The 19,696-nt window shown below is 26.3% G+C and carries 19 protein-coding genes and 1 other RNA gene; 16 read left to right on the top strand and 4 right to left on the bottom strand.

Features of this window, described 5'->3' with window-relative positions; translation table 11 throughout:
* Positions 1 to 68 precede the first annotated feature (68 nt).
* Positions 69 to 459: a transfer-messenger RNA gene (gene ssrA / locus D9T19_RS08410) on the bottom strand.
* A 78-nt stretch (positions 460 to 537) separates the two neighbouring features.
* Between ssrA and D9T19_RS08415 the strand changes: the two genes are divergently transcribed.
* From D9T19_RS08415 to ppk2 (D9T19_RS08435), 5 genes are all read left to right on the top strand, one after another.
* Positions 538 to 1,746, top strand: a complete 1,209-nt coding sequence (locus tag D9T19_RS08415; RefSeq protein WP_121627794.1) for a saccharopine dehydrogenase family protein — start codon at positions 538 to 540, stop codon at positions 1,744 to 1,746.
* A 97-nt stretch (positions 1,747 to 1,843) separates the two neighbouring features.
* Positions 1,844 to 2,011 carry a rubredoxin gene (gene rd, locus D9T19_RS14680; protein ID WP_121627795.1) on the top strand — a complete coding sequence of 56 codons (168 nt, stop codon included), beginning with the start codon at positions 1,844 to 1,846 and terminating at the stop codon, positions 2,009 to 2,011.
* Positions 2,007 to 3,146 carry a carboxynorspermidine decarboxylase gene (nspC, locus tag D9T19_RS08425; RefSeq protein ID WP_438942775.1) on the top strand — a complete coding sequence of 380 codons (1,140 nt, stop codon included), beginning with the start codon at positions 2,007 to 2,009 and terminating at the stop codon, positions 3,144 to 3,146. The genes rd and nspC overlap by 5 nt, the downstream gene beginning before the upstream one ends.
* Positions 3,147 to 3,162: 16 nt before the next feature.
* Positions 3,163 to 4,080, top strand: coding sequence for a polyphosphate kinase 2 (ppk2, locus tag D9T19_RS08430; RefSeq protein WP_121627958.1), 918 nt, complete (start codon positions 3,163 to 3,165; stop codon positions 4,078 to 4,080).
* A 2-nt stretch (positions 4,081 to 4,082) separates the two neighbouring features.
* A complete protein-coding gene (gene ppk2, locus D9T19_RS08435) occupies positions 4,083 to 5,213 on the top strand; it encodes a polyphosphate kinase 2 (protein WP_121627797.1) in 1,131 nt (376 codons plus the stop codon).
* 39 nt (positions 5,214 to 5,252) lie between these two features.
* Here ppk2 (D9T19_RS08435) and D9T19_RS08440 read toward each other — a convergent pair whose 3' ends face one another.
* Positions 5,253 to 6,893: a VWA domain-containing protein gene (locus D9T19_RS08440; protein ID WP_162984568.1), complete on the bottom strand. Its 1,641-nt coding sequence runs from the start codon at positions 6,891 to 6,893 to the stop codon at positions 5,253 to 5,255.
* A gap of 91 nt (positions 6,894 to 6,984) precedes the next feature.
* Here D9T19_RS08440 and tig point away from each other — a divergent pair, with 91 nt between their 5' ends.
* Genes tig through def form a run of 3 tightly spaced genes read left to right on the top strand, consistent with a single transcriptional unit; the run spans position 6,985 to position 9,418 of the window.
* Complete coding sequence (gene tig, locus D9T19_RS08445; RefSeq protein WP_121627799.1) at positions 6,985 to 8,286, top strand: trigger factor; 1,302 nt, start codon at positions 6,985 to 6,987, stop codon at positions 8,284 to 8,286.
* 20 nt (positions 8,287 to 8,306) lie between these two features.
* Positions 8,307 to 8,891, top strand: coding sequence for an ATP-dependent Clp endopeptidase proteolytic subunit ClpP (gene clpP, locus D9T19_RS08450; protein ID WP_121627800.1), 585 nt, complete (start codon positions 8,307 to 8,309; stop codon positions 8,889 to 8,891).
* 8 nt (positions 8,892 to 8,899) lie between these two features.
* Positions 8,900 to 9,418: a peptide deformylase gene (gene def, locus D9T19_RS08455; RefSeq protein WP_121627801.1), complete on the top strand. Its 519-nt coding sequence runs from the start codon at positions 8,900 to 8,902 to the stop codon at positions 9,416 to 9,418.
* A 21-nt stretch (positions 9,419 to 9,439) separates the two neighbouring features.
* Here the strand turns inward: def and D9T19_RS08460 are convergent, their stop codons facing one another.
* Positions 9,440 to 9,817, bottom strand: coding sequence for a hypothetical protein (locus D9T19_RS08460; RefSeq protein WP_121627802.1), 378 nt, complete (start codon positions 9,815 to 9,817; stop codon positions 9,440 to 9,442).
* A gap of 207 nt (positions 9,818 to 10,024) precedes the next feature.
* Here D9T19_RS08460 and D9T19_RS08465 point away from each other — a divergent pair, with 207 nt between their 5' ends.
* Positions 10,025 to 11,545 (top strand): YifB family Mg chelatase-like AAA ATPase, encoded by a 1,521-nt coding sequence (locus D9T19_RS08465; RefSeq protein ID WP_121627803.1) that lies wholly within the window; start codon positions 10,025 to 10,027, stop codon positions 11,543 to 11,545.
* 116 nt (positions 11,546 to 11,661) lie between these two features.
* On the opposite strand, the gene pdxR is transcribed toward D9T19_RS08465, so the two are convergent.
* Positions 11,662 to 13,038 (bottom strand): MocR-like pyridoxine biosynthesis transcription factor PdxR, encoded by a 1,377-nt coding sequence (gene pdxR, locus D9T19_RS08470; RefSeq protein ID WP_322900275.1) that lies wholly within the window; start codon positions 13,036 to 13,038, stop codon positions 11,662 to 11,664.
* 100 nt (positions 13,039 to 13,138) lie between these two features.
* Here pdxR and D9T19_RS08475 point away from each other — a divergent pair, with 100 nt between their 5' ends.
* From D9T19_RS08475 to D9T19_RS08505, 7 genes are all read left to right on the top strand, one after another.
* Positions 13,139 to 13,840: an MOSC domain-containing protein gene (locus tag D9T19_RS08475; protein ID WP_121627805.1), complete on the top strand. Its 702-nt coding sequence runs from the start codon at positions 13,139 to 13,141 to the stop codon at positions 13,838 to 13,840.
* An 89-nt stretch (positions 13,841 to 13,929) separates the two neighbouring features.
* Complete coding sequence (locus D9T19_RS08480) at positions 13,930 to 14,493, top strand: HPP family protein (protein WP_121627806.1); 564 nt, start codon at positions 13,930 to 13,932, stop codon at positions 14,491 to 14,493.
* A 117-nt stretch (positions 14,494 to 14,610) separates the two neighbouring features.
* On the top strand, positions 14,611 to 15,495 hold the full coding sequence (gene era / locus D9T19_RS08485; protein WP_121627807.1) for a GTPase Era: 885 nt from the start codon (positions 14,611 to 14,613) through the stop codon (positions 15,493 to 15,495).
* 115 nt (positions 15,496 to 15,610) lie between these two features.
* Entirely contained in the window at positions 15,611 to 16,501 is an 891-nt protein-coding gene (locus tag D9T19_RS08490; protein WP_121627808.1) for a hypothetical protein, read from the top strand.
* Entirely contained in the window at positions 16,482 to 17,144 is a 663-nt protein-coding gene (locus D9T19_RS08495; protein ID WP_121627809.1) for a hypothetical protein, read from the top strand. The genes D9T19_RS08490 and D9T19_RS08495 overlap by 20 nt, the downstream gene beginning before the upstream one ends.
* Positions 17,137 to 18,492: a GspE/PulE family protein gene (locus tag D9T19_RS08500; protein WP_121627810.1), complete on the top strand. Its 1,356-nt coding sequence runs from the start codon at positions 17,137 to 17,139 to the stop codon at positions 18,490 to 18,492. Before D9T19_RS08495 ends, D9T19_RS08500 begins: the two co-directional genes overlap by 8 nt.
* A complete protein-coding gene (locus D9T19_RS08505) occupies positions 18,492 to 19,685 on the top strand; it encodes a type II secretion system F family protein (protein ID WP_121627811.1) in 1,194 nt (397 codons plus the stop codon). Before D9T19_RS08500 ends, D9T19_RS08505 begins: the two co-directional genes overlap by 1 nt.
* The last annotated feature ends 11 nt before the right edge of the window (positions 19,686 to 19,696 follow it).

A 19,696-nucleotide genomic window follows, 5' to 3' on the forward strand; every position in this document is an offset into this window, starting at 1 on the left:
CAAAGTGGTTAAAGTATCGATAAATTGGTGTCTGAATAGACTTTGTGAGGTTTCTTTAGATTATATATTGGTGGAGATGTCCGGGATTGAACCGGAGTCTTAAAACATATCCGCATAGCGTCTACATGCTTAGAAGAGGTTGATTAATTTCACTTTACAAAAACTCAACCTGCAAGGCTTCTGTAAAGCTAAGATTTGAAATGTCTCTTTAAAAGTAAATCACCTTTTTAAAGATAAGCTATTAGGGTGAGCCCATTTAGATCTACTTATATAGCATCAGTAGAATGAGCCTCCTAGTCTCGACCCAATTAAGGGGAGTCTAAATTAAAACTTACGCTGCTGCGTAAGCTGGAGAATAATTAGTATTATTTGCGTTTAAAAATTATGAACCGTATAACGGCGTGTTCAGGCCGACATGCAACTAGACTTCAATGCTCTAATCGAAGCCAAATCATCCCCATATATTGTTTGCAACTTTAACAAATTTTTACTTAAAATATAATATAATCAATACAATATTAAATAAAAGAGGTAAAGATGACAAATACTAATACTGGTATTTTAATTATTGGAGCTGGTGGCGTAAGTCGTGTAGCAACTACAAAGTGTGCTATGAACATAGATACATTTGAAAAGATTACTTTAGCATCAAGAACTGTTTCTAAATGTGAAACAATTGCAAATGATATTAAAAAAAATCAAAATGTAGTTATAAATGTTGCATCAGTTGATGCTGATGATGTTCCTTCTTTAGTAAAACTTATAAAAGAAGTAAACCCAAGAGTTGTGTTAAATGTTGCTTTACCTTATCAAGATTTAACAATTATGGATGCGTGTACTCAAGCTGGTGTTGATTATGTTGATACTGCTAACTATGAGCATCCAGATGAGGCAAAGTTTGAATACAAAGAACAATGGGCAAAACAAGAGCAATTTGAAAAAGCGAATGTAAAAGCATTATTAGGTTCTGGTTTTGATCCAGGTGTTACAGGTGTATTTTGTGCTTATGCTCAACAAAACTTATTTGATGAGATTAATTATATAGATATTATGGACTGTAACGCAGGTGACCATGGTTATCCTTTTGCTACAAACTTTAATCCTGAAATAAATTTACGAGAAGTTTCTGCAAACGGTAGATATTGGGAAGAGGGTAAATGGATTGAAACAAAACCTTTAGAAATAAAAGTTGAACACGATTATCCAGAAGTTGGAGTAAAACCATCTTATCTTTTATATCATGAAGAGTTAGAATCTTTATGTAAAAATATCAAAGGTCTTAAAAGAATTAGATTTTTTATGACATTTGGAGAATCATATATTCAACATATGAATTGTTTAGAAAATGTAGGAATGTTAGGTATTAAACCTATTATGCACAAAGGTGTAGAAATTATTCCTATTGAGTTTTTAGCAACATTATTGCCAGATCCTGCATCACTTGGTCCAAGAACTGTTGGGAAAACAAATATTGGTTGTATTATTGAAGGTTATAAAGACGGTAAAAAGAAAAAAGTATATATTTATAATACTTGTGACCATCAAGAGTGTTACAAAGAAACAGGAGCTCAAGCTGTTTCATATACTACAGGAGTTCCTGCAATGATTGGAACTAAGATGATTTATCAGGGTATTTGGGATGGAAAAGGTGTGTTTAATATTGAAGAATTTGATGCTAAACCATTTATGGATGAATTAATGATTCAAGGTTTACCTTGGAAAATATTAGATTTACCTGTTATTTAAGAAAAAATAAAATAAAATTATAAAACTAGTTTTTTAATTAAGTGCTTTTAAAATTAATAAACTTGTATAATATTTAAATTAAAAAGTAGGAGTTATTATGCAAAAATATATATGTACAGTATGTGATTATATCTATGATCCAGCGATTGGTGACCCTGATTCTGGGATTGAACCTGGAACAGCTTTTGAAGATCTTCCAGAAGATTGGGAATGTCCAGATTGTGGTGTATCAAAAGAGGAATTCGAACCTTTTGAAGAAAATTAAAAAAATTGTAGATAGTTTTGATAAATTACCAAGTCCTAGTTTTGTATGTGAACAAGATTTACTTGAAAAGAATTTAAAATTATTAAAAAGAGTTCAAGATGAAGCCGATGTTAATATTCTTTTAGCATTAAAAGGCTTTTCATTATATTCAACATTTGATTTATGTAAAAAATACTTAAAAGGATGCTGTGCTTCAGGACTTAATGAAGCTATTTTAGCTCGCGAAGAGTTTGGTGGAGAAGTACATACTTATTCACCTGCATTCAAAGAAGAAGAATTTGATCAAATAGTAGGACTATCAGATCACATTGTTTTCAACTCTTTTAATCAATTAAATCAATTTAGAGAAAAAGCAAAAGATAACGTTTCAATAGGTTTACGTATTAATCCTGAATACTCAAGTGTTGAAGTAGACTTATATAATCCTTGTGCTGTAAACTCAAGGTTAGGTATCACAAAAGTAAACTTTGATGAAAATAATCTTGATGATGTTGAAGGTTTACATTTTCATGCACTTTGTGAACAAAATGTAGATGCTCTTGAAGGTGCATTAAATGCATTTGAAAAAAACTTTTCTCAATATTTTTCTCAATTAAAATGGGTAAATTTTGGAGGAGGTCATCATATTACAAGAAGTGATTATGATGTTGAAGGTTTAATTAAATTATTAAAAGAATTTAAAATTAGATATCCACATTTAAAAGTATTCCTAGAACCAGGTGAAGCAGTAGGTTGGCAAACGGGTTACCTTGTTGCAACAGTTTTGGATGTAATTAAAAATGGAATGAATTTAGCAATACTAGATACTTCAGCAGAAGCACATATGCCTGATACTCTTGCAATGCCGTATCGAGCAGAAATTAGAAATAGTGGCATTGCAAATGAAAAAGAGTTTACCTATAGACTTGGTGGAAACACGTGTTTAGCAGGAGACATTATTGGAGATTATTCTTTTGATAAGCCCCTAAAAATTGGTGATAAAATCATATTAGAAGATATGATACATTATACAATGGTTAAAACAACAACCTTCAATGGGATTAAGTTACCTGCAATTGTAATAAAGGTATCCAACAAGTGTTATCAAATTGTAAACATCTTTGGCTATAATGAATATAAAAGCAGACTTTCATAAAGGATAGAAATTAATGATGGGGAAAGACAGAGATATTATAGGTGATGAGATAAAAGATTTAGAAGATTTAAACTCTTCTTTAGAAAAAGAAGATTGTAAAGATAGTACTCCTGATATAAAAAAGAAAAAGCCTAAAAAAGTCCAAATTTGGGTTAAAAAAGAAACTTTAGAATATGAACAAGAGCTTACAAAATTACAAATTGAATTATTAAAATTGCAAAATCATGTAAAAGAACAAGGTCTAAAAGTTCTTATGATTTTTGAAGGTAGGGATGCTGCTGGTAAAGGTGGAACTATCAAGAGAATTACTGAGCATTTAAATCCTAGGGGTGCAAGAGTTGTTGCATTAGAAAAACCTAGTGATATTGAAACATCTCAATGGTATTTTCAAAGATACACACAATATCTTCCAAGTGCAGGAGAGATAGTATTATTTGATAGATCATGGTATAACAGAGGTGGTGTTGAACCAGTAATGGGATTTTGTACAACAGTAGAACATCATGAATTTTTAAAAGAAGTTCCAGAATTTGAGCAAATGCTTGTAAAATCAGGAATTATTTTAATGAAATTTTATTTTTCTGTATCTAAAAAAGAACAAGCAAAGAGATTTAAAAAAAGAGAAGTAGATCCGCTTAAACAATATAAACTTTCACCTGTAGATAAAGAATCTCAAAAATTATGGGATAAGTATACAATTGCAAAATTTTCTATGCTTATGGCTTCAAATACTGATATTTCACCTTGGACAGTTATAAAAAGTGATAATAAAAAACAAGCAAGAATTAATTGTATCAAGCATATTCTAACTCATGTTGATTATCCAAATAAAATTGATGTGAATGATATAAAAACTGATGATAATATTTTAATATCTGGTACTGAAGAGATTGAAAATATGGAACAAGAAAATAAATTTGCAAGGTCTATTTGATTATGAATTTAAGTGATTTCGAAAGAACGAACCATAGTGGATTATATATTTCTAAAGTTGCTCATCCTATCTTTGGGAAAAAATATATAGCAAGATTCCAATATGAAAGAAAAAGATATGTTAAAGTTTTAGGTTATACAAAAAAAGATAATTTAACTAAGAAATCTGCATTAGATTTAATGCAAAAATTTAAAGATTCTATAATGTTAAAAGAGGATAAAATCGAAACTGTAATAAATAAACCAGTTGCTACTAAAGAAAATAGTTTTGAAAATGAACAATTATCAAAACTAATTAAAGAAAATGAACAATTATTATCAATATTAGGTGATTATAAAAAACTCGATACTGATATTTTAAAAGAGGGTGTACAAAAGATATATGATCTTGAAGAGTTAAAAAGATATCAAATTGAATTAATTAAGCTTCAAAATCATTTAGAATCAAATAATCAAAGAATGATTGTTCTTTTTGAAGGAAGAGATGCTTCTGGAAAAGGTGGTGCTATTAGACGAATGACTAGGTATATGAATAATAAACATTACCGTATCGTTGCGCTTGGTAAACCAAATGATACACAAAGAACACAATGGTTCTTCCAACGATATATTGAACATTTTCCTACAGGTGGAGAAATAGTTTTATTTGATAGATCTTGGTATAACAGAGCTATGGTTGAGCCGATTTTTGGATTTTGTACAAAAGAAGAACATGAAATTTTTATGGAAGATGTTGTAAATTTTGAGCAAGATTTAGTAAGACAAGGAATGATTCTAGTTAAACTTTATTTTTCTGTTTCAAAAGAAGAGCAAAAAAGAAGATTTGATAGAAGAATTCAAGATCCATTAAGACAATGGAAATTCTCAGAAGTTGATATGCAAGCACAAGATTTATGGGATGAATTCTCTGAAAAAAAATATGAAATGCTTAGACGTACAACTTCGCGATCTGCTCCATGGCATATTGTAAGAAGTGATAATAAACATAAAGCTAGACTTGAAGCTATGAAAATTATTTTAAATTCTGTTGATTATGATGGTAGAAATTATTCACTTGATTATGAACCAGATGAAGCAGTTAATATTTCTGTTCAAAGAGAGTTACTTCAAATGAGAAAATCTAAAAACTATTAGTTTTTAGATTTTTCCATCTTTATATTTTTTAGGAAATTCTTACCAAGGATTTCCTTCTAACTCATTCCCTTCTTTTTTAGATTCCATTTTTTTCATAAGTGGATTTGTTTTTTGATTTTCTAATTGTTCTAACCATTTTTTTTCTTCTAAATCTGATATTTCATTTTGTTTTGTTTTTTGGATATTTTTTTCTTTAGTATTTTTTTGTTCTTTTTTCTTTTGTTCTTTTTGCTTTTGTTTATTTTGCTTTTTATTTTCTTGCTTCTTTCTATCTTGACTTTTATTTTCTTCTGGTTCTCTTAATGCTTTTTTCACTAATTCTAAATTTTCTTTTGTTTGTTTATCATTTTTTAATTTTAAGGCATTTTCATAAGCTTTTTTTGCTTCTTGTAGATTTTGTGTTTTTACATATGCATTTCCAAGATTGTGAAATCTTTTATAGTTTAAATCTTTATCATCACTTTCTATACTCTTGTAGATATTTATTGCTTCTTTAAATTTTTTATCTTTATATAATGAACAAGCTTGATTATATTTAGCTTGAGGACTTTTATTAACTTTCTTGTACTCTTCTACTGCTTTTTCATAATCTTTAGCTTTATAGGCTTTATTTGCATCTTCAATTGTCTGAAAATCAAATGTTGCAGCATTTATTTTATCTAGGTTGAAAAATAAGATTAAGAAAAGAATTGATTGTATAGTTTTTTTATTTTTGAAAGATAATTTAGGTAAAGATGAAAATGCAATTAAAAGTAAAAATATTCCAAAACTAAGAGGATAATAAAATAATTCAGTATAAGTTTTAAATCTTTTTTCTTTAAACTCTTGTTTTTTTGATTTAGAATTTATTTCATTTAAAATTTGAGAAATATCATTTGAATCAAGTGAATAATTTATATAAGCTCCATTTGTTTTTAAACTTAGATTTTTTATATGTTCATTTAATCTAACAGTTACAATATTACCTTTTTTATCAACTAAATAATTTCCATTTTTTAACTTTATCGCAGCTCCTTTTTTTGTAGCTGTTGCAATGATATAAATATTTATATTGTTTTTATTTGCAAAGTCTATTTCTTTTTTGAACTCTTTTTTATCAGCACCATCTGTTAATAAAATAAGATTTTTATTTTTGAAGTTTTTTAATAATTTATTTGTTGTTTCAAGTGTTGAATAGATATTTGTACCATTATCAAAATTCATTCCACTGTCTAAATTTTCAATTAATATCTTTAATGATGTAAAATCTTGTGTAACAGGAGATAAAATAAAAGAAGATTTTGCAAATAAAATTATTCCAAATGCATTTGTCTTTGATAATTTAATTATATCTAGTAGTTTTTTCTTTGCAAACTCTAATCTTGTAGGATATATATCATTTGCAAGCATTGATTTTGAAAGATCAATTGCAATTATTACAGCGTTTAATTTTTGTTTTGATTTATGCTCTTTTTCATTAATTACAGGGCGTGCGAGTGCTACTATCATAAATAATAAAGAAATAAATAAAATAATATTTCTTGTTTTATTTGAAAAATATTGATTAGAAACTGAAAGCTTTTCTAATACTTCTTTTGAAAAGTATTTATCAAATGAATTCTTCTTGGTAATTATAAAAAACATTAAAATAAAAGTAGGTATTAGCATTAAATAAATCACATTTATGTATAGAAATTGCAAGTAAAAACTCCTTTAAATATATATTTTATTAAAGCTTTAGTAATTCTTAGATAAAATCACGGTTAAAATTATAACAATCGGAGTAAATTTGATGGAATTCAAAGCAAATAGAGTAGATGAAGCAAATGCAGTAGTATCTGCAACGATTACAAAAGAAACAATTGAAACAAACTTAGACAAAGTAGCTAAACAAGCTGCTAAAACAATGGATATTCAAGGTTTTAGAAAAGGTAAAGTTCCTGTTGCAGTTGTAAAACAAAGATATGCAGATAAATTAAGAGAAGATGCTGAAGGTGATGCATTAAGAGCTATTTTAGCTGATGGTTTAAAAGAATTAAATATTTCTAATGAAGATTTAGTAGGTGAGCCTTCAATTTCTAAATTTGATAAAAAAGAAGATGGTTCAATTGATATTGAAGTATCAGTAGCTTGTAAACCAGTTGTTGATTTAGGTGATTATAAATCATTATTACCAGAAGTTGAAGATAAAGCTGTTGATACAAAAGAAATTGATTCTAAATTAGAAGAAATGGCTGCACAATCTGCTCCTTTAACTGCAATTGAAACACCAAGAGAAGTTCAAGATAAAGATCATGCTTTAATTGATTTTGAAGGTTTTGTTGATGGTGTTGCATTTGAAGGTGGAAAAGCTGAAAAATTCGCATTACAAGTTGGTTCAGGTTCATTTATCCCAGGATTTGAAGAACAAATCATTGGTATGACTTATGGTGAAGCTAAAGATATTACTGTTACTTTCCCAGCAGAATATCAATCAAAAGATTTAGCTGGTAAAGAAGCTGTATTTAAAGTTCTTTTACACGAAATTCAAGAAAAAGCTGCTGCTGAATTAACAGATGAATTTGCTGCTAAAATGTTACCAGGTGAAGAAAATGCAACTGTTGCAACATTAAAAGAAAAACTTGAAGAACAAATGAAAGCTGAAGCAAAAAATAAATATTACAGAGAAGAATTAAAACCTGCATATTTAGAAACTTTAGTTGAAAAATTAACTTTTGCATTACCTGCAACTGTTGTTGATCAAGAAATTAATCAAGCTTTAAATAATAAAGTTAGAGAATTAAGTGAAGATGAAATCAAAGCTTTACAAGAAAATCCTGCTAAAGTTGAAGAAATGAGAGAAGAATTAAGAGAAGATGCGCAAAATTCTGTTAAAGCTACATTTATTGTTGATGCATTAGCAAAAGCAGAATCTGTAGAAGTTTCTGATCAAGAAGTTTCTCAAGTATTATACTATGAAGCAATGCAAATGGGACAAAATCCTCAAGATGTATTAAAACAATACCAAGAAGCAGGATACCTTCCAGCAATTAAAATGTCAATGATTGAAGAAAAAGTTATTTCTAAATTATTAGACGAAAAATTAGGAAAATAAACCTTATAATAGGATAAAAAATGAGTTATATACCATACGTAGTTGAAAAAAGTGGAAGAGGTGAGCGAAGTTACGATATTTACTCAAGACTTCTTAAAGATAGAATCATCATGTTAAGTGGTGAAGTAAATGATCAAGTAGCATCAACTATTGTTGCTCAATTACTTTTTTTAGAAGCAGAAGATCCAGATAAAGATATTTATCTTTATATAAACTCTCCAGGTGGAGTTATTACTAGTGGAATGTCTATTTATGACACTATGAATTATATTAAACCTGATGTTTGTACTATTTGTATAGGACAAGCTGCTTCTATGGGTGCATTTTTATTATCAGCTGGAGTTAAAGGTAAGAGATATTCTCTTCCTAACTCTAGAATAATGATTCACCAACCATCAGGTGGTGCTCAAGGGCAATCAACTGATATTCAAATTCAAGCAAAAGAGATTCAAAGAATGAAAGATAGTTTAAATGCAATGATTGCAGAACAAACTGGAAAAAAAGTTGAAACTATTGCTAATGATACAGAAAGAGATAACTTTATGAGTGCTGATGAAGCTTGTGCTTATGGTCTTATTGATGAAGTTATTGCTAAACATAAGTAGTTTGTAAAATGCTTAGAGAAGTTATAACTTATCCTAATAAATTACTTCGATTAAAATCAGAAGATGTAGTGGAGTTCAATGAAGAACTTCACACTCTTCTAGATGATATGTATGAAACTATGATGGATCATGCAGGTGTAGGACTTGCAGCTATTCAAGTAGGAATTCCTTTAAATGTATTAATAATTTCTTTACCAGATGATGAAGATATTCAAAATAAAGAAGACTTAATTGAAGCTATTAATCCAGTTATTACACATAAAGATGGAGTACAAGTTTTTACAGAAGGTTGTTTAAGCGTTCCAGGTTTTACAGAAGATGTTACAAGAGCTCAACATATTATAGTTGAATATTATGATAGACATGGACAAAAGCAAACAATGGAATCAGAAGATTTCCTAGCAGTTGCATGGCAACATGAAATGGAACATTTATCTGGTCATTTATTTATTGAACATTTATCTTTTTTAAAAAGAAAAAAGTTTGAAAAAGAGTGGAAACGAAAATTAAAAGAAGAGAAAAAATAAATTAATATTTTTTCTTATCTTTTATACTAATTGTAGTTTATGAACTAAATTATATATCATAGTAATAAGTAAACTATTTACTAATATCCAAACTAACCAAAAGAAAAACTTTTCAAATTTTGTAATAAATAAGTTCCTATAGAAATATGGACAAGATTTATATGCAATAACTATAAATACAATCACACCAAAAGCAAAGCTTATTTTATTCATTGATGTTATAACAATAGTTAAAAAAGATATAAATGGTAAAAATACACTAAGTGCAAAAAACTTAGCATATTTAGGTCTTTTATTTGTTCCATTAAAATATCCAACTGTATATCCACAATTTGGACAAACTGTTCCTAATTGTTCTTTTATTTCATGCTGACACTCAGGACATGGCATTAATTTCATAAATTGTTCTCCCTAAAATATATTAAATCATTAGATATATTTATACCTTTTTGTAGTTTGTATTGATATTAAAATTGATTAAATTATAAAATATTTACAGAAATTAGAAAAACAGTTGCTTTTTGACTTTATATAGTATTTTATATTTAAGATTGAAAGATTAAATAACTTGTTATAATAACTATATATATTATTAAAGGAGTTCTATTGAAAATTATAAACTCAGCATCACTAGATGGCATAGATGCTTTAAGTATTAGTGTTGAATCTTCTTTTACAAAAGGTTTGCCTTCTTTTACTATTGTTGGATTGATCTCAACAAGTATTCAAGAGTCAAAAGATAGAGTGAAATCAGCATTATTAATGAATGGTTATAAGTTCCCTCCTTTAAAAATCACGATTAATTTATCACCTTCTGATATAAAAAAGAAAGGTACTCATTTTGATTTAGCTATTGCTTTACAAATTGCACTTTATGATGTAACAAAAGATGTTTTCAAAGATTTTTATGTTTTTGGAGAACTTAGTTTAAATGGTGAAATAAAAGATACAAGTACAATATTTCCAATTGTATTATCTCTTGCTAAAAATAAAAAAATAAAAAAGATATTAGTATGTGAAGATAGTGCTAAGAAAATCTCAAATATTCCAGATTTAGAAATATATGTTGTGAAAAATATAGATGAGGCATTAATATTTTTTAGTAAAGATGATAAAGAACACAGAGAAAAATACAGATATAAATCTTCAAAATTAGACTATGAAACAATAAAAATAAATGATGAAAAATTTTATTATGAAAAAAAATATACAGAAGATTTTATAGATGTAATAGGGCAAGAAAATGCAAAGTTTGCAGCTTTGATTTGTGCTGCTGGTAACCATAATCTTATTTTTGAAGGCTCACCTGGTTGTGGAAAAAGTATGATAAGTAAAAGAATAAAATATATACTTCCTCCAATGTCACTTGAAGAGATTTTGGAAAAAGCAAAACTTCTAGCTTTGGATTATAAAGAAATAGATTTTGTACCAATTCGTGCATTTAGAAATCCTCATCATAGTTCAACAAAATCATCAATTTTTGGTGGTGGAAGTGCAAATGCAAAAATAGGTGAAATAGCACTTAGTAATAATGGTATTTTATTCTTTGATGAGTTACCACATTTCTCAAAATCAATACTTGAAGCTATGCGAGAGCCATTAGAAGATAATAAAATATTAATATCAAGAGTAAATAGTAAAACAGAATATGAAACAAAATTTATATTTATAGCTTCAATGAATCCTTGTCCTTGTGGTAACCTTTTATCAAGTATTAAAAATTGTAGATGTAATGAAGCAGAAATCCAAAGGTATAAAAATCGCCTTTCTGATCCTTTTCTTGATAGAATTGATTTATATGTGGTTATGAATGATACTTCAAATGATTCTAAAAATACAGTTAGCTCAGAAGAATTACATACAAATGTGATTAATGCTTTTAAAAGACAAAAACAAAGAGGGCAAAGTGAATTAAATGGTAAGTTAAAAGATGAAGATATTAAAAAATATTGTCTTTTGGATAATGAATCAAAACCATTACTTGAAAAAGCGATTATCTCTTATGAGCTTACGTTTAGAAGTATAAATAAAGTGCTAAAAGTTGCAAGAACAATTGCCGATTTAAATGATAATGAAAATATAACAAAGAATGATTTATTAAAGAGTTTAAGTTTTAGGAGAAGATAAAATATATAAATAATTAATATAACAATATATTACACTGCCTCATATCGTAAGACTATTTATAGTGATGAATATCGCTCCTATTTTTGTGAAGAGGTTGCAGAGATACACTTTTGAATTTATTGTATAACTTCTAAAAATATTTCTGAAAAAGCTTCTATAGCATTTGGTATCTCTTCATCTAAGAATCCTCCAAATCCCATACATAGAGCATCAAATGTGGCAGTAGAATCATAATGAATATAATAAAGTTTTATTTTTTTGTCATTTGCTAGCTCTTGAAGTTTTTTCCAATTTATGTTTACTGTAGGGATAATAACTAGTGAGAGTCCACTTCCTTCTCTTAATATTTTAATTTTAGTATCTAAATAAAATAATAAAGATTTTTTCATAATATCATGTTTCTTTTTATTTAACATTCGAGTTTTACGAATATGCTTTTCCCAATATCCCTCTTTTATAAAAAGTTCAAGTGTTTTTTGTGTATCAATAGATACCCCAGAAAAGGGATAAGTGAAAATCTTTTTATATATTGATAGTAACTTTGTGGGCAAGACCAGATAACTTACTCTAAGTGCAGGGGAGAGAGATTTTGAAAAGGTCCCTGAATATATAACACAATGATTATCATTAATTCCCTGAAGTGCTGGAATGGGACGATTATTATAACTTAATTCACTATCATAGTCATCTTCTATAATATAGGCATTGTTTTTAGTTGCCCATTGAATAAGTTTAAAACGGTTTGAAATAGGGATAGTTACACCTGTTGGGTATTGGTGTGATGGTGTAACATATAAAAGTTTGCAGTGACTTTTTTCTATATTTTCTAAACGAATTCCATTTGAATCAATAGCTATATTTTCAATTGAATAACCAAGATTTTTAAACACTTGTCTGACTACGGTATATCCTGGAAATTCAATGGCTAGTTGAGTTGTAAAAGATTTTAAAAGAGTTGCAATAATAAACATAGAATCTGCAAAGCCACTAGATACTATGATTTGTTCTGGATTACATTGTACTCCTCGATTGTGGCTTAAATATTTTGATATTTGTAGTCTTAGTGTGAATTCTCCTTGTTTATCAGGATAGCTTCCAAAATCAATTTTGTCTTTCATAATCTTATTGTGTAAGCTAGACCATAGTTTAGTTGGGAAATTATTATTATGCAATTGTGCTGGATAAAAATTATATAATAAATGGGGTATCTTTGGTAAAGCAGTTTGCTTTATTGTTTTTGTAAGTGGTAAATAATTTTTTATATCGCTACTTACAAAATAGCCACTTTGTGGACGACTTTCAATATACCCTTCTGCAAATAATTGGCTGTATGCTGACTCTACTGTATTCTTACTTATTTGATAATCTTGAGCCATCTTTCGTATAGAAGGAAGTTTTGATCCTGCGGATAAATTTTTTTCGATTTCAACTTTCATTTGAGTATATAATTGGATGTATAAAGGTACTGATGAATTGATAAGTTTATAGATAATTGTCCTTTAAAATTATATAAATCTGTACCTTGTCAAAGAGACAGTTGTTTGTTATTATAACACCTGAAAACTTAAATTAATAGTGTTAATGGAGAAATATTTGAAAACAACAATAGCAAAAGTATTATTTATTAAAATAGGGAAAGTCACAACAACAAAGCTAGAAAATAGTAAAAGAAAAGAGATGCTTTCTGGAATAAAAAAACAGCCAGTGTCAAAAGCATTTCTTACAAAAGTAGGTTTTCTAGGAGATAAACAAGCTGATTTATTACATCATGGAGGAGAGAATAAGGCACTTTTCATGTTTTCCCAACAAACTTATGAGGAGATAAATAAACAGTGTAAAACTTCATTTGAAATTGATGGTGTTGCACATTTTGGAGAAAATATTATTCTCTCAAATATTTCAGAAAATGATATTTGTATCGGAGATATTTATAGTATTGGAGAATCAAAAATACAAATAACACAGCCAAGACAAGCATGTTGGAAACTAAGTGCAAACACAAATAAAAATGAGATGACAAAATTTATTTTTGAAAGTGGTTTAACTGGTTGGTATGCAAAGGTTTTAAAAGAGGGAAGTATTTCAAAAAATGATGAAATGAAATTTATAAAAAGAGAAGAATCTGACTTATCAATAAAGATTTTAAATAAGTTGATTGTAAACCCAAGTTTAAATATAAATTTAGCAAAAAAAGCTATTGAATCAGAGTTTCTAGGGAAACCTTTTAAAGAGTCTTTGGGAAAAAGATATAAATTAAAAGAAAAAGATAAACAATTTGAAATCTATCATACTTAAGGAAAGAAATTGAATAAATATTTACTAGATGGATATATAAAATATGATAAGGTGATGGAAATAGCAAATGCTGTTTGTGGTATAAGGAAATGAACAAATTTTTAAAACAATTTAAAAAGATTAATTCAGAACCATTAAAAAAAGCAAATATATTTTGGACTTGGATAGGCTCTTTTTTAGGTATATTAGCTGTTGGATATTTTCATTTGGATATGTTACAAGGAACTGATTTGTCATTGATTATTGGTTCTTTTGGGGCAAGTGCTGTACTTATTTATGGTGCGGTAAACTCACCTCTATCACAACCGCGAAATTTAGTTGGAGGACATTTAGTATCTGCATTTATTGGAGTAAGCGTATATAAAATTTTACCAGATCATATGATTTTATCTTCTGCATTAGCGGTGTCTTTATCTATAATTGTAATGGAATTAACTCTAACACTTCATCCACCAGGTGGAGCAACAGCACTCATTGCTATAATTGGTGGAGAAGGGATACACGATTTGGGATATATGTATATTTTAGCTCCTGTATTAACAGGCTGTGTTATTTTATTGATTATTGCAATTATTGTAAATAATATACCTAAACATAGACACTACCCAGAATCCTTGATAAAGTTTAATAAGAAGTGGTTTTCTGATGAGTAAGCTTATTCATATTTCTGAAAAATTAATCACATACATAAATTTATTTTACCACATTGTAATCACAAAGATGCTAATATTGCGATATATTAGAGCAAAAAAATTGCTTAAGGAGAAAAAATGACTAAATGTGGTTATGTATCAGTAGTAGGACGACCAAATGCTGGGAAAAGTTCACTATTAAACTGGCTTGTTGGTGAAAAAATTGCGATGGTTTCACACAAGGCTAATGCTACTAGAAAAAGATCAAATATAATTGTAATGCATGAAGATGATCAAATTGTATTTGTAGATACACCAGGAATTCATGAAACTGAAAAACTTATAAATAAATTTATGTTAGATGAAGCATTAAAAGCAATGGGTGATTGTGATTTAATTTTATTTTTGGCACCTGTTACTGACCAATTAAAATATTATGAAGATTTCTTAGTTAAAAATAAGAAAAATATAAAACATATTTTATTACTTACAAAAATTGATAATGTTTCAAATGCAGAAGTTTTATCAAAAATGGAAGAGTATGGAAAATATTCAGATAGATATGAATCAATTATTCCTGTATCTATTAAAAAAGCTACAACGCATGCTGATATCTTAGATTCTGTTGTAAAACATTTACCAGAACATCCATATTTATTTGATCCTGAAATTATGACTACTGAACATATGAGAGATATTTTTAAAGAGTTTATTAGAGAATCAATTTTTGAGAATATTTCAGATGAAATTCCTTATGAAACTGATGTTTTAATTAATAAAGTTGAAGAAAAACCAAAAGTTGATGTAATCAAAGCCACTATTATTGTTCAAAAAGGAACACAAAAAGGTATGATTATTGGTAAAAATGCAGAAGCAATTAAACGAATTGGTAAAGATGCAAGATTAAAAATTGAAAAACTAACTGGTAGAAAATGTTTCTTAGAGCTTTTTGTATCAATTAAAAAAGGTTGGACAAAAGATAGACAAGGTCTTAAAGATCTTGGTTATGACATAACATTATAAAGAGAACTTTCTCTTTATAATCAATTCTTAAAATAATAAACTAATATATTTTTTTAATTGAATATATATATTTTTACATTATTATAATTATAAAGATTATTATGATGGTTTAAAAATGGAAAATATTGCAAAAAATTCAGAAATAAAAAGTATACTTGTTGGTGTTTCTGAAAAAATTAGAGATAAAAATATTCTAAATTTTGCAATAACATCTCTAGATTTAAATAATATTGAACATAGTCCTAACGATAAAATTTATTGCACCTTCCTTAAACATTCAAATCAATACCAAATTTTTGTTTTTGATAATAGTTTTAAATATATGATATTTGAACTAATTTATGATGAAAATCCCAATGATGATAATACTTTTACACTTTATATAACAAAAGATTTCTTTGTTATATTTAATGACAATCATTTATATACATACCAAAAAATAAATCAGCAATATTCAAAAGAAGAACTAATTGAGTATATAAGTAAAAGTTTTAATATTACAATTACTAAAGTAAAAGAGATTGATGAAATAAGACTACATGAAATTATGCAAAAGAAAGAACCTAGTATAGATATTTCTTATTTACAAAATATAAATATAAAAGGTAAAAAATCATTTTATTTTTACCTATTTTATTTGCTTATATGTGTATTAAGTATGTTTATTTATAAAAATTATGAAGAAGAAAATTTTAATAAACAAAATCTACATAAACTTCAAGAATCTAAAGAAAAATACTTCAAAATACTTAAGGTACTCAAATATGCTCCTTTTGAAATTGAATATACAAAATTAATTCAGACAATTAAAGAACTTGATTTAAAACTTATATCTTTTAGTTTTACTTCTAAAAATATAAATATTAAGGTAAGTTCAAATAATAAAGACAATATATATTTACTTTTAAATCATTATAGAAAGAGCTTATTAGGAAATAGTATACGTAAGTCTGATTCTTCTGAAAATATATTTATAGGTGTTTTAAATGTTAAAATCAATAGGTAATAATTTTGTAAATAGTAGTATAAAGGTAAAAATACAATTGTATATTTTACCTTTGTTCTTTATATATTTTTATATTTATTTCTACACTGGGACTAATAAGGAATATATTCAAGATAATAGATCTAAATTAGATGGTTTATTAACTAAGAAATTTAATAAATCATATCTAGAAATAATAAAAAAAATAGAAAATTATTCTAATTTAGAAAAAATAAAAATTATTTCAATAGAGTATAAAAATAAGAATCTTTTGATTAAAGGAAAAACAACACTTCTTAAAATTAAAAGTTTAATTAGGAAACTAGAAATTATAAATAACTATTCTAATATTATTTTGGTAAATATTTTAACTAAAGGAAAACGCAATGAGTATAGTTTTGAAATCAATACAGAGTTTAAAAAATATTATATAAAAGATAAAAATAAAACAGAAAAAAAAGATAAAGTTCAAGTAGTAAAAAAGATAAGTAAAGATATTTTTAAACTTAATGCTATTGTTTCAAATTATATATTGTTAAATAATAAGTGGTATACATTAAAAGAGAGAGTTGGAAAATATAAAATTATTGAAATTAAAGAAAAAAGTGTAATTTTAGACTATAAAGGAACAAATTTGAATTTAAAGTTGTATAAAAATGAATAATATACTTATTGATTATAATTTATTTACAATATATGGTAAAGAATATTTTTTAAAGCATAAGATTGTACCTATAAAAGAAGATGATATCTCTTTAGACTTATTAGTGTGTAAAGAATCAAAATTAACAAATATAAATAATGATTTTAACAAAGTGTTAAAATTTAAAGAAATAGAAATTAATGATTTATTATTTTTATTGAGTTTTATAGATATAAAAATAAATTTGTATGAACTTGCCAAAAATTCAATAAGTAAGATTAATAGTAATGATCTATTTGTAGAAAAGTTTTTAAAAGTAATAGTAAATTTATGTATTGAAACAAGAGCAAGTGATATCCACATAGAGAAATACTCTAAGTTAGTATTATTTAGGTTTAGAGTAGATGGAAAACTTAAAATATTTTTTACTTTTAATATAGAATTATTAAAAGTACTATCTTCTCATATCAAACTTATTTCAAATCTAGATATTACACAAACAAGATTGCCTCAAGATTCTAGATTTTCAATTAATATTAATAATGATATTTATGACTTTAGAGTTTCAACAATGCCAACAATTGATTCTGAATCAATTGTTATTAGAATATTGGATAAAAAGAATATTAATAAATCAATAGAAGATTTAGGCTTATCAACAAATGTATTTTCAATATTAAAAGATGCTTTGAAATTAACGCAAGGCTTAATTCTTATAACAGGACCAACGGGTGCTGGTAAAACAACAACTTTATATTCAATATTACAAGAATTAAACTCAAATGAAAAGAAAATTATAACAGTTGAAGATCCAATAGAATATAAAATTGATTCAATATCACAAATTGCAGTTAATACAAAAGTAGGGCTTAGTTTTGAACTGATTTTAAGAAATATTCTAAGACAAGATCCTGATATTATATTCATAGGTGAAATACGAGATAAGTTTTCTTTAGATATGGCTTTACAAGCTTCTTTAACTGGGCACTTAGTATTAGCTAGTATTCATTCAAATAATGCAGTAGAAACAATCTCACGGCTTATGGATTTAAATGCAGACCCTTTTTTGATTTCATCTACATTAAAATTAGTACTTGCACAAAGACTTGTTTTAAATTATTGTAAGTTTTGTGATGCTAAAGGATGTGAAAAGTGTAATTATACAAAATATTATGATAGATCTTGTCTTGCTGAGGTCTTAAGCATAGATGAAAATATCTCATCAATGATATTTAAAAAAGAAGATATAAATGAAATTAAAAAATATTTAAAAAGTATAAATTTTAAAACTATGATTGATGATGGAAAGCAAAAAGTTTCACTAAATATTACATCTATTGAAGAAGTATTTAAAGCAGTGAATTACTAATGAAAAAGTATAAAATCAGTTATCAAAGTAATATTGGAATTGAAACTATAATAATTGAAACAGAAGATATTTCAAAAGAAAAATTACCTACAAATATATTAAGTATAAAAGAGATAAAAGATTTTAATTTAGCTGAGTTATTTCAAAATAAAAAAGTAATAAAAGAAAAAGATTTAATCAATATTTTTTATGAATTAAATCTTATGTTATCTTCAAATATTACACTTTCTGATAGCTTAAATATACTAATTAAAAATAGAAAAGATAAAAATATTTTAGCTTTTCTTAACACTTTAAAAAACTCTTTAACAAGTAGCAAAAAGATTTCAGAAGAATTAAAAATATATAAAATCAATTATTTAGTAGGTTCTTTTTTTGATATATCTCAAGAAAATGGAAATATTGCAGCAAATGTAAAAGCATTATATGAATTATTAAAAGAATCAAGTGAAATAAAGAAGAACTTTTTAAAATCAATTACTTATCCAATAATTTTATTAATAAGCTTTTTCTTTTCGCTTATTTCAATTTTTTATTTTGTAATACCAAAGTTCAAACTAATTTTTGAACAAACAAAAGCAGAATTACCTTTGGCTACAAAAATTTTATTAAATGTACAATATTTATTTGAAAACTACTTGGTACTTATTTTAATTATAATGTCACTTATTTGTTTCAGTATTTTTTTATTTTACAAAAAAGATGAAAAATTTCAATATTTTATTCATAAGATTTTAGTCAGAAATATTTATATAATAAAAGATGTTTATCTAAATATGCAACTTTACAAATTCTTTTTACTTTTAGATATTATGCTTAAATCAAAGTATGAATTTCATAAGTCTTTAATCTCAACAAAAGTTTTAATAAAAAATAAATACCTTTTAGATAAAATATCGCTTATTGATAATTTACTACAAAATGGTAAAACTATTAATTTCTCTTTTTCAAAAGCAGATATATTTGATGACATAGTTTTAAATTTAATTAATACTGGTGAAATATCAAATTCATTAGATATTACAGTTGCTGAAATAAAGAAAATATATAAAAATAGATTTAATGAAAAAATTAATTTATTAACATCGATAATTGAGCCATTTTTTTTACTTGGTATTATGAGTTTAATTCTGTGGATAGTTCTTGCAGTTTTTGTACCAATTTGGGATATGGGAAATTTGATAAAAGGTTAAAGGAAATATTT

This window comes from Poseidonibacter antarcticus (genome assembly GCF_003667345.1).
Lineage (GTDB): Bacteria > Campylobacterota > Campylobacteria > Campylobacterales > Arcobacteraceae > Poseidonibacter > Poseidonibacter antarcticus.

Coding starts and splice junctions, on each gene's coding strand:
- tig (WP_121627799.1), top strand. CDS start 6,985: ATGGAATTCAAAGCAAATAGAGTAGATGAAGCAAATGCAGTAGTATCT.
- D9T19_RS08490 (WP_121627808.1), top strand. CDS start 15,611: ATGGAAAATATTGCAAAAAATTCAGAAATAAAAAGTATACTTGTTGGT.
- rd (WP_121627795.1), top strand. CDS start 1,844: ATGCAAAAATATATATGTACAGTATGTGATTATATCTATGATCCAGCG.
- clpP (WP_121627800.1), top strand. CDS start 8,307: ATGAGTTATATACCATACGTAGTTGAAAAAAGTGGAAGAGGTGAGCGA.
- ppk2 (WP_121627958.1), top strand. CDS start 3,163: ATGGGGAAAGACAGAGATATTATAGGTGATGAGATAAAAGATTTAGAA.
- D9T19_RS08505 (WP_121627811.1), top strand. CDS start 18,492: ATGAAAAAGTATAAAATCAGTTATCAAAGTAATATTGGAATTGAAACT.
- ppk2 (WP_121627797.1), top strand. CDS start 4,083: ATGAATTTAAGTGATTTCGAAAGAACGAACCATAGTGGATTATATATT.
- def (WP_121627801.1), top strand. CDS start 8,900: ATGCTTAGAGAAGTTATAACTTATCCTAATAAATTACTTCGATTAAAA.
- D9T19_RS08415 (WP_121627794.1), top strand. CDS start 538: ATGACAAATACTAATACTGGTATTTTAATTATTGGAGCTGGTGGCGTA.
- D9T19_RS08500 (WP_121627810.1), top strand. CDS start 17,137: ATGAATAATATACTTATTGATTATAATTTATTTACAATATATGGTAAA.
- era (WP_121627807.1), top strand. CDS start 14,611: ATGACTAAATGTGGTTATGTATCAGTAGTAGGACGACCAAATGCTGGG.
- D9T19_RS08480 (WP_121627806.1), top strand. CDS start 13,930: ATGAACAAATTTTTAAAACAATTTAAAAAGATTAATTCAGAACCATTA.
- D9T19_RS08460 (WP_121627802.1), bottom strand. CDS start 9,817: ATGAAATTAATGCCATGTCCTGAGTGTCAGCATGAAATAAAAGAACAA.
- D9T19_RS08495 (WP_121627809.1), top strand. CDS start 16,482: ATGTTAAAATCAATAGGTAATAATTTTGTAAATAGTAGTATAAAGGTA.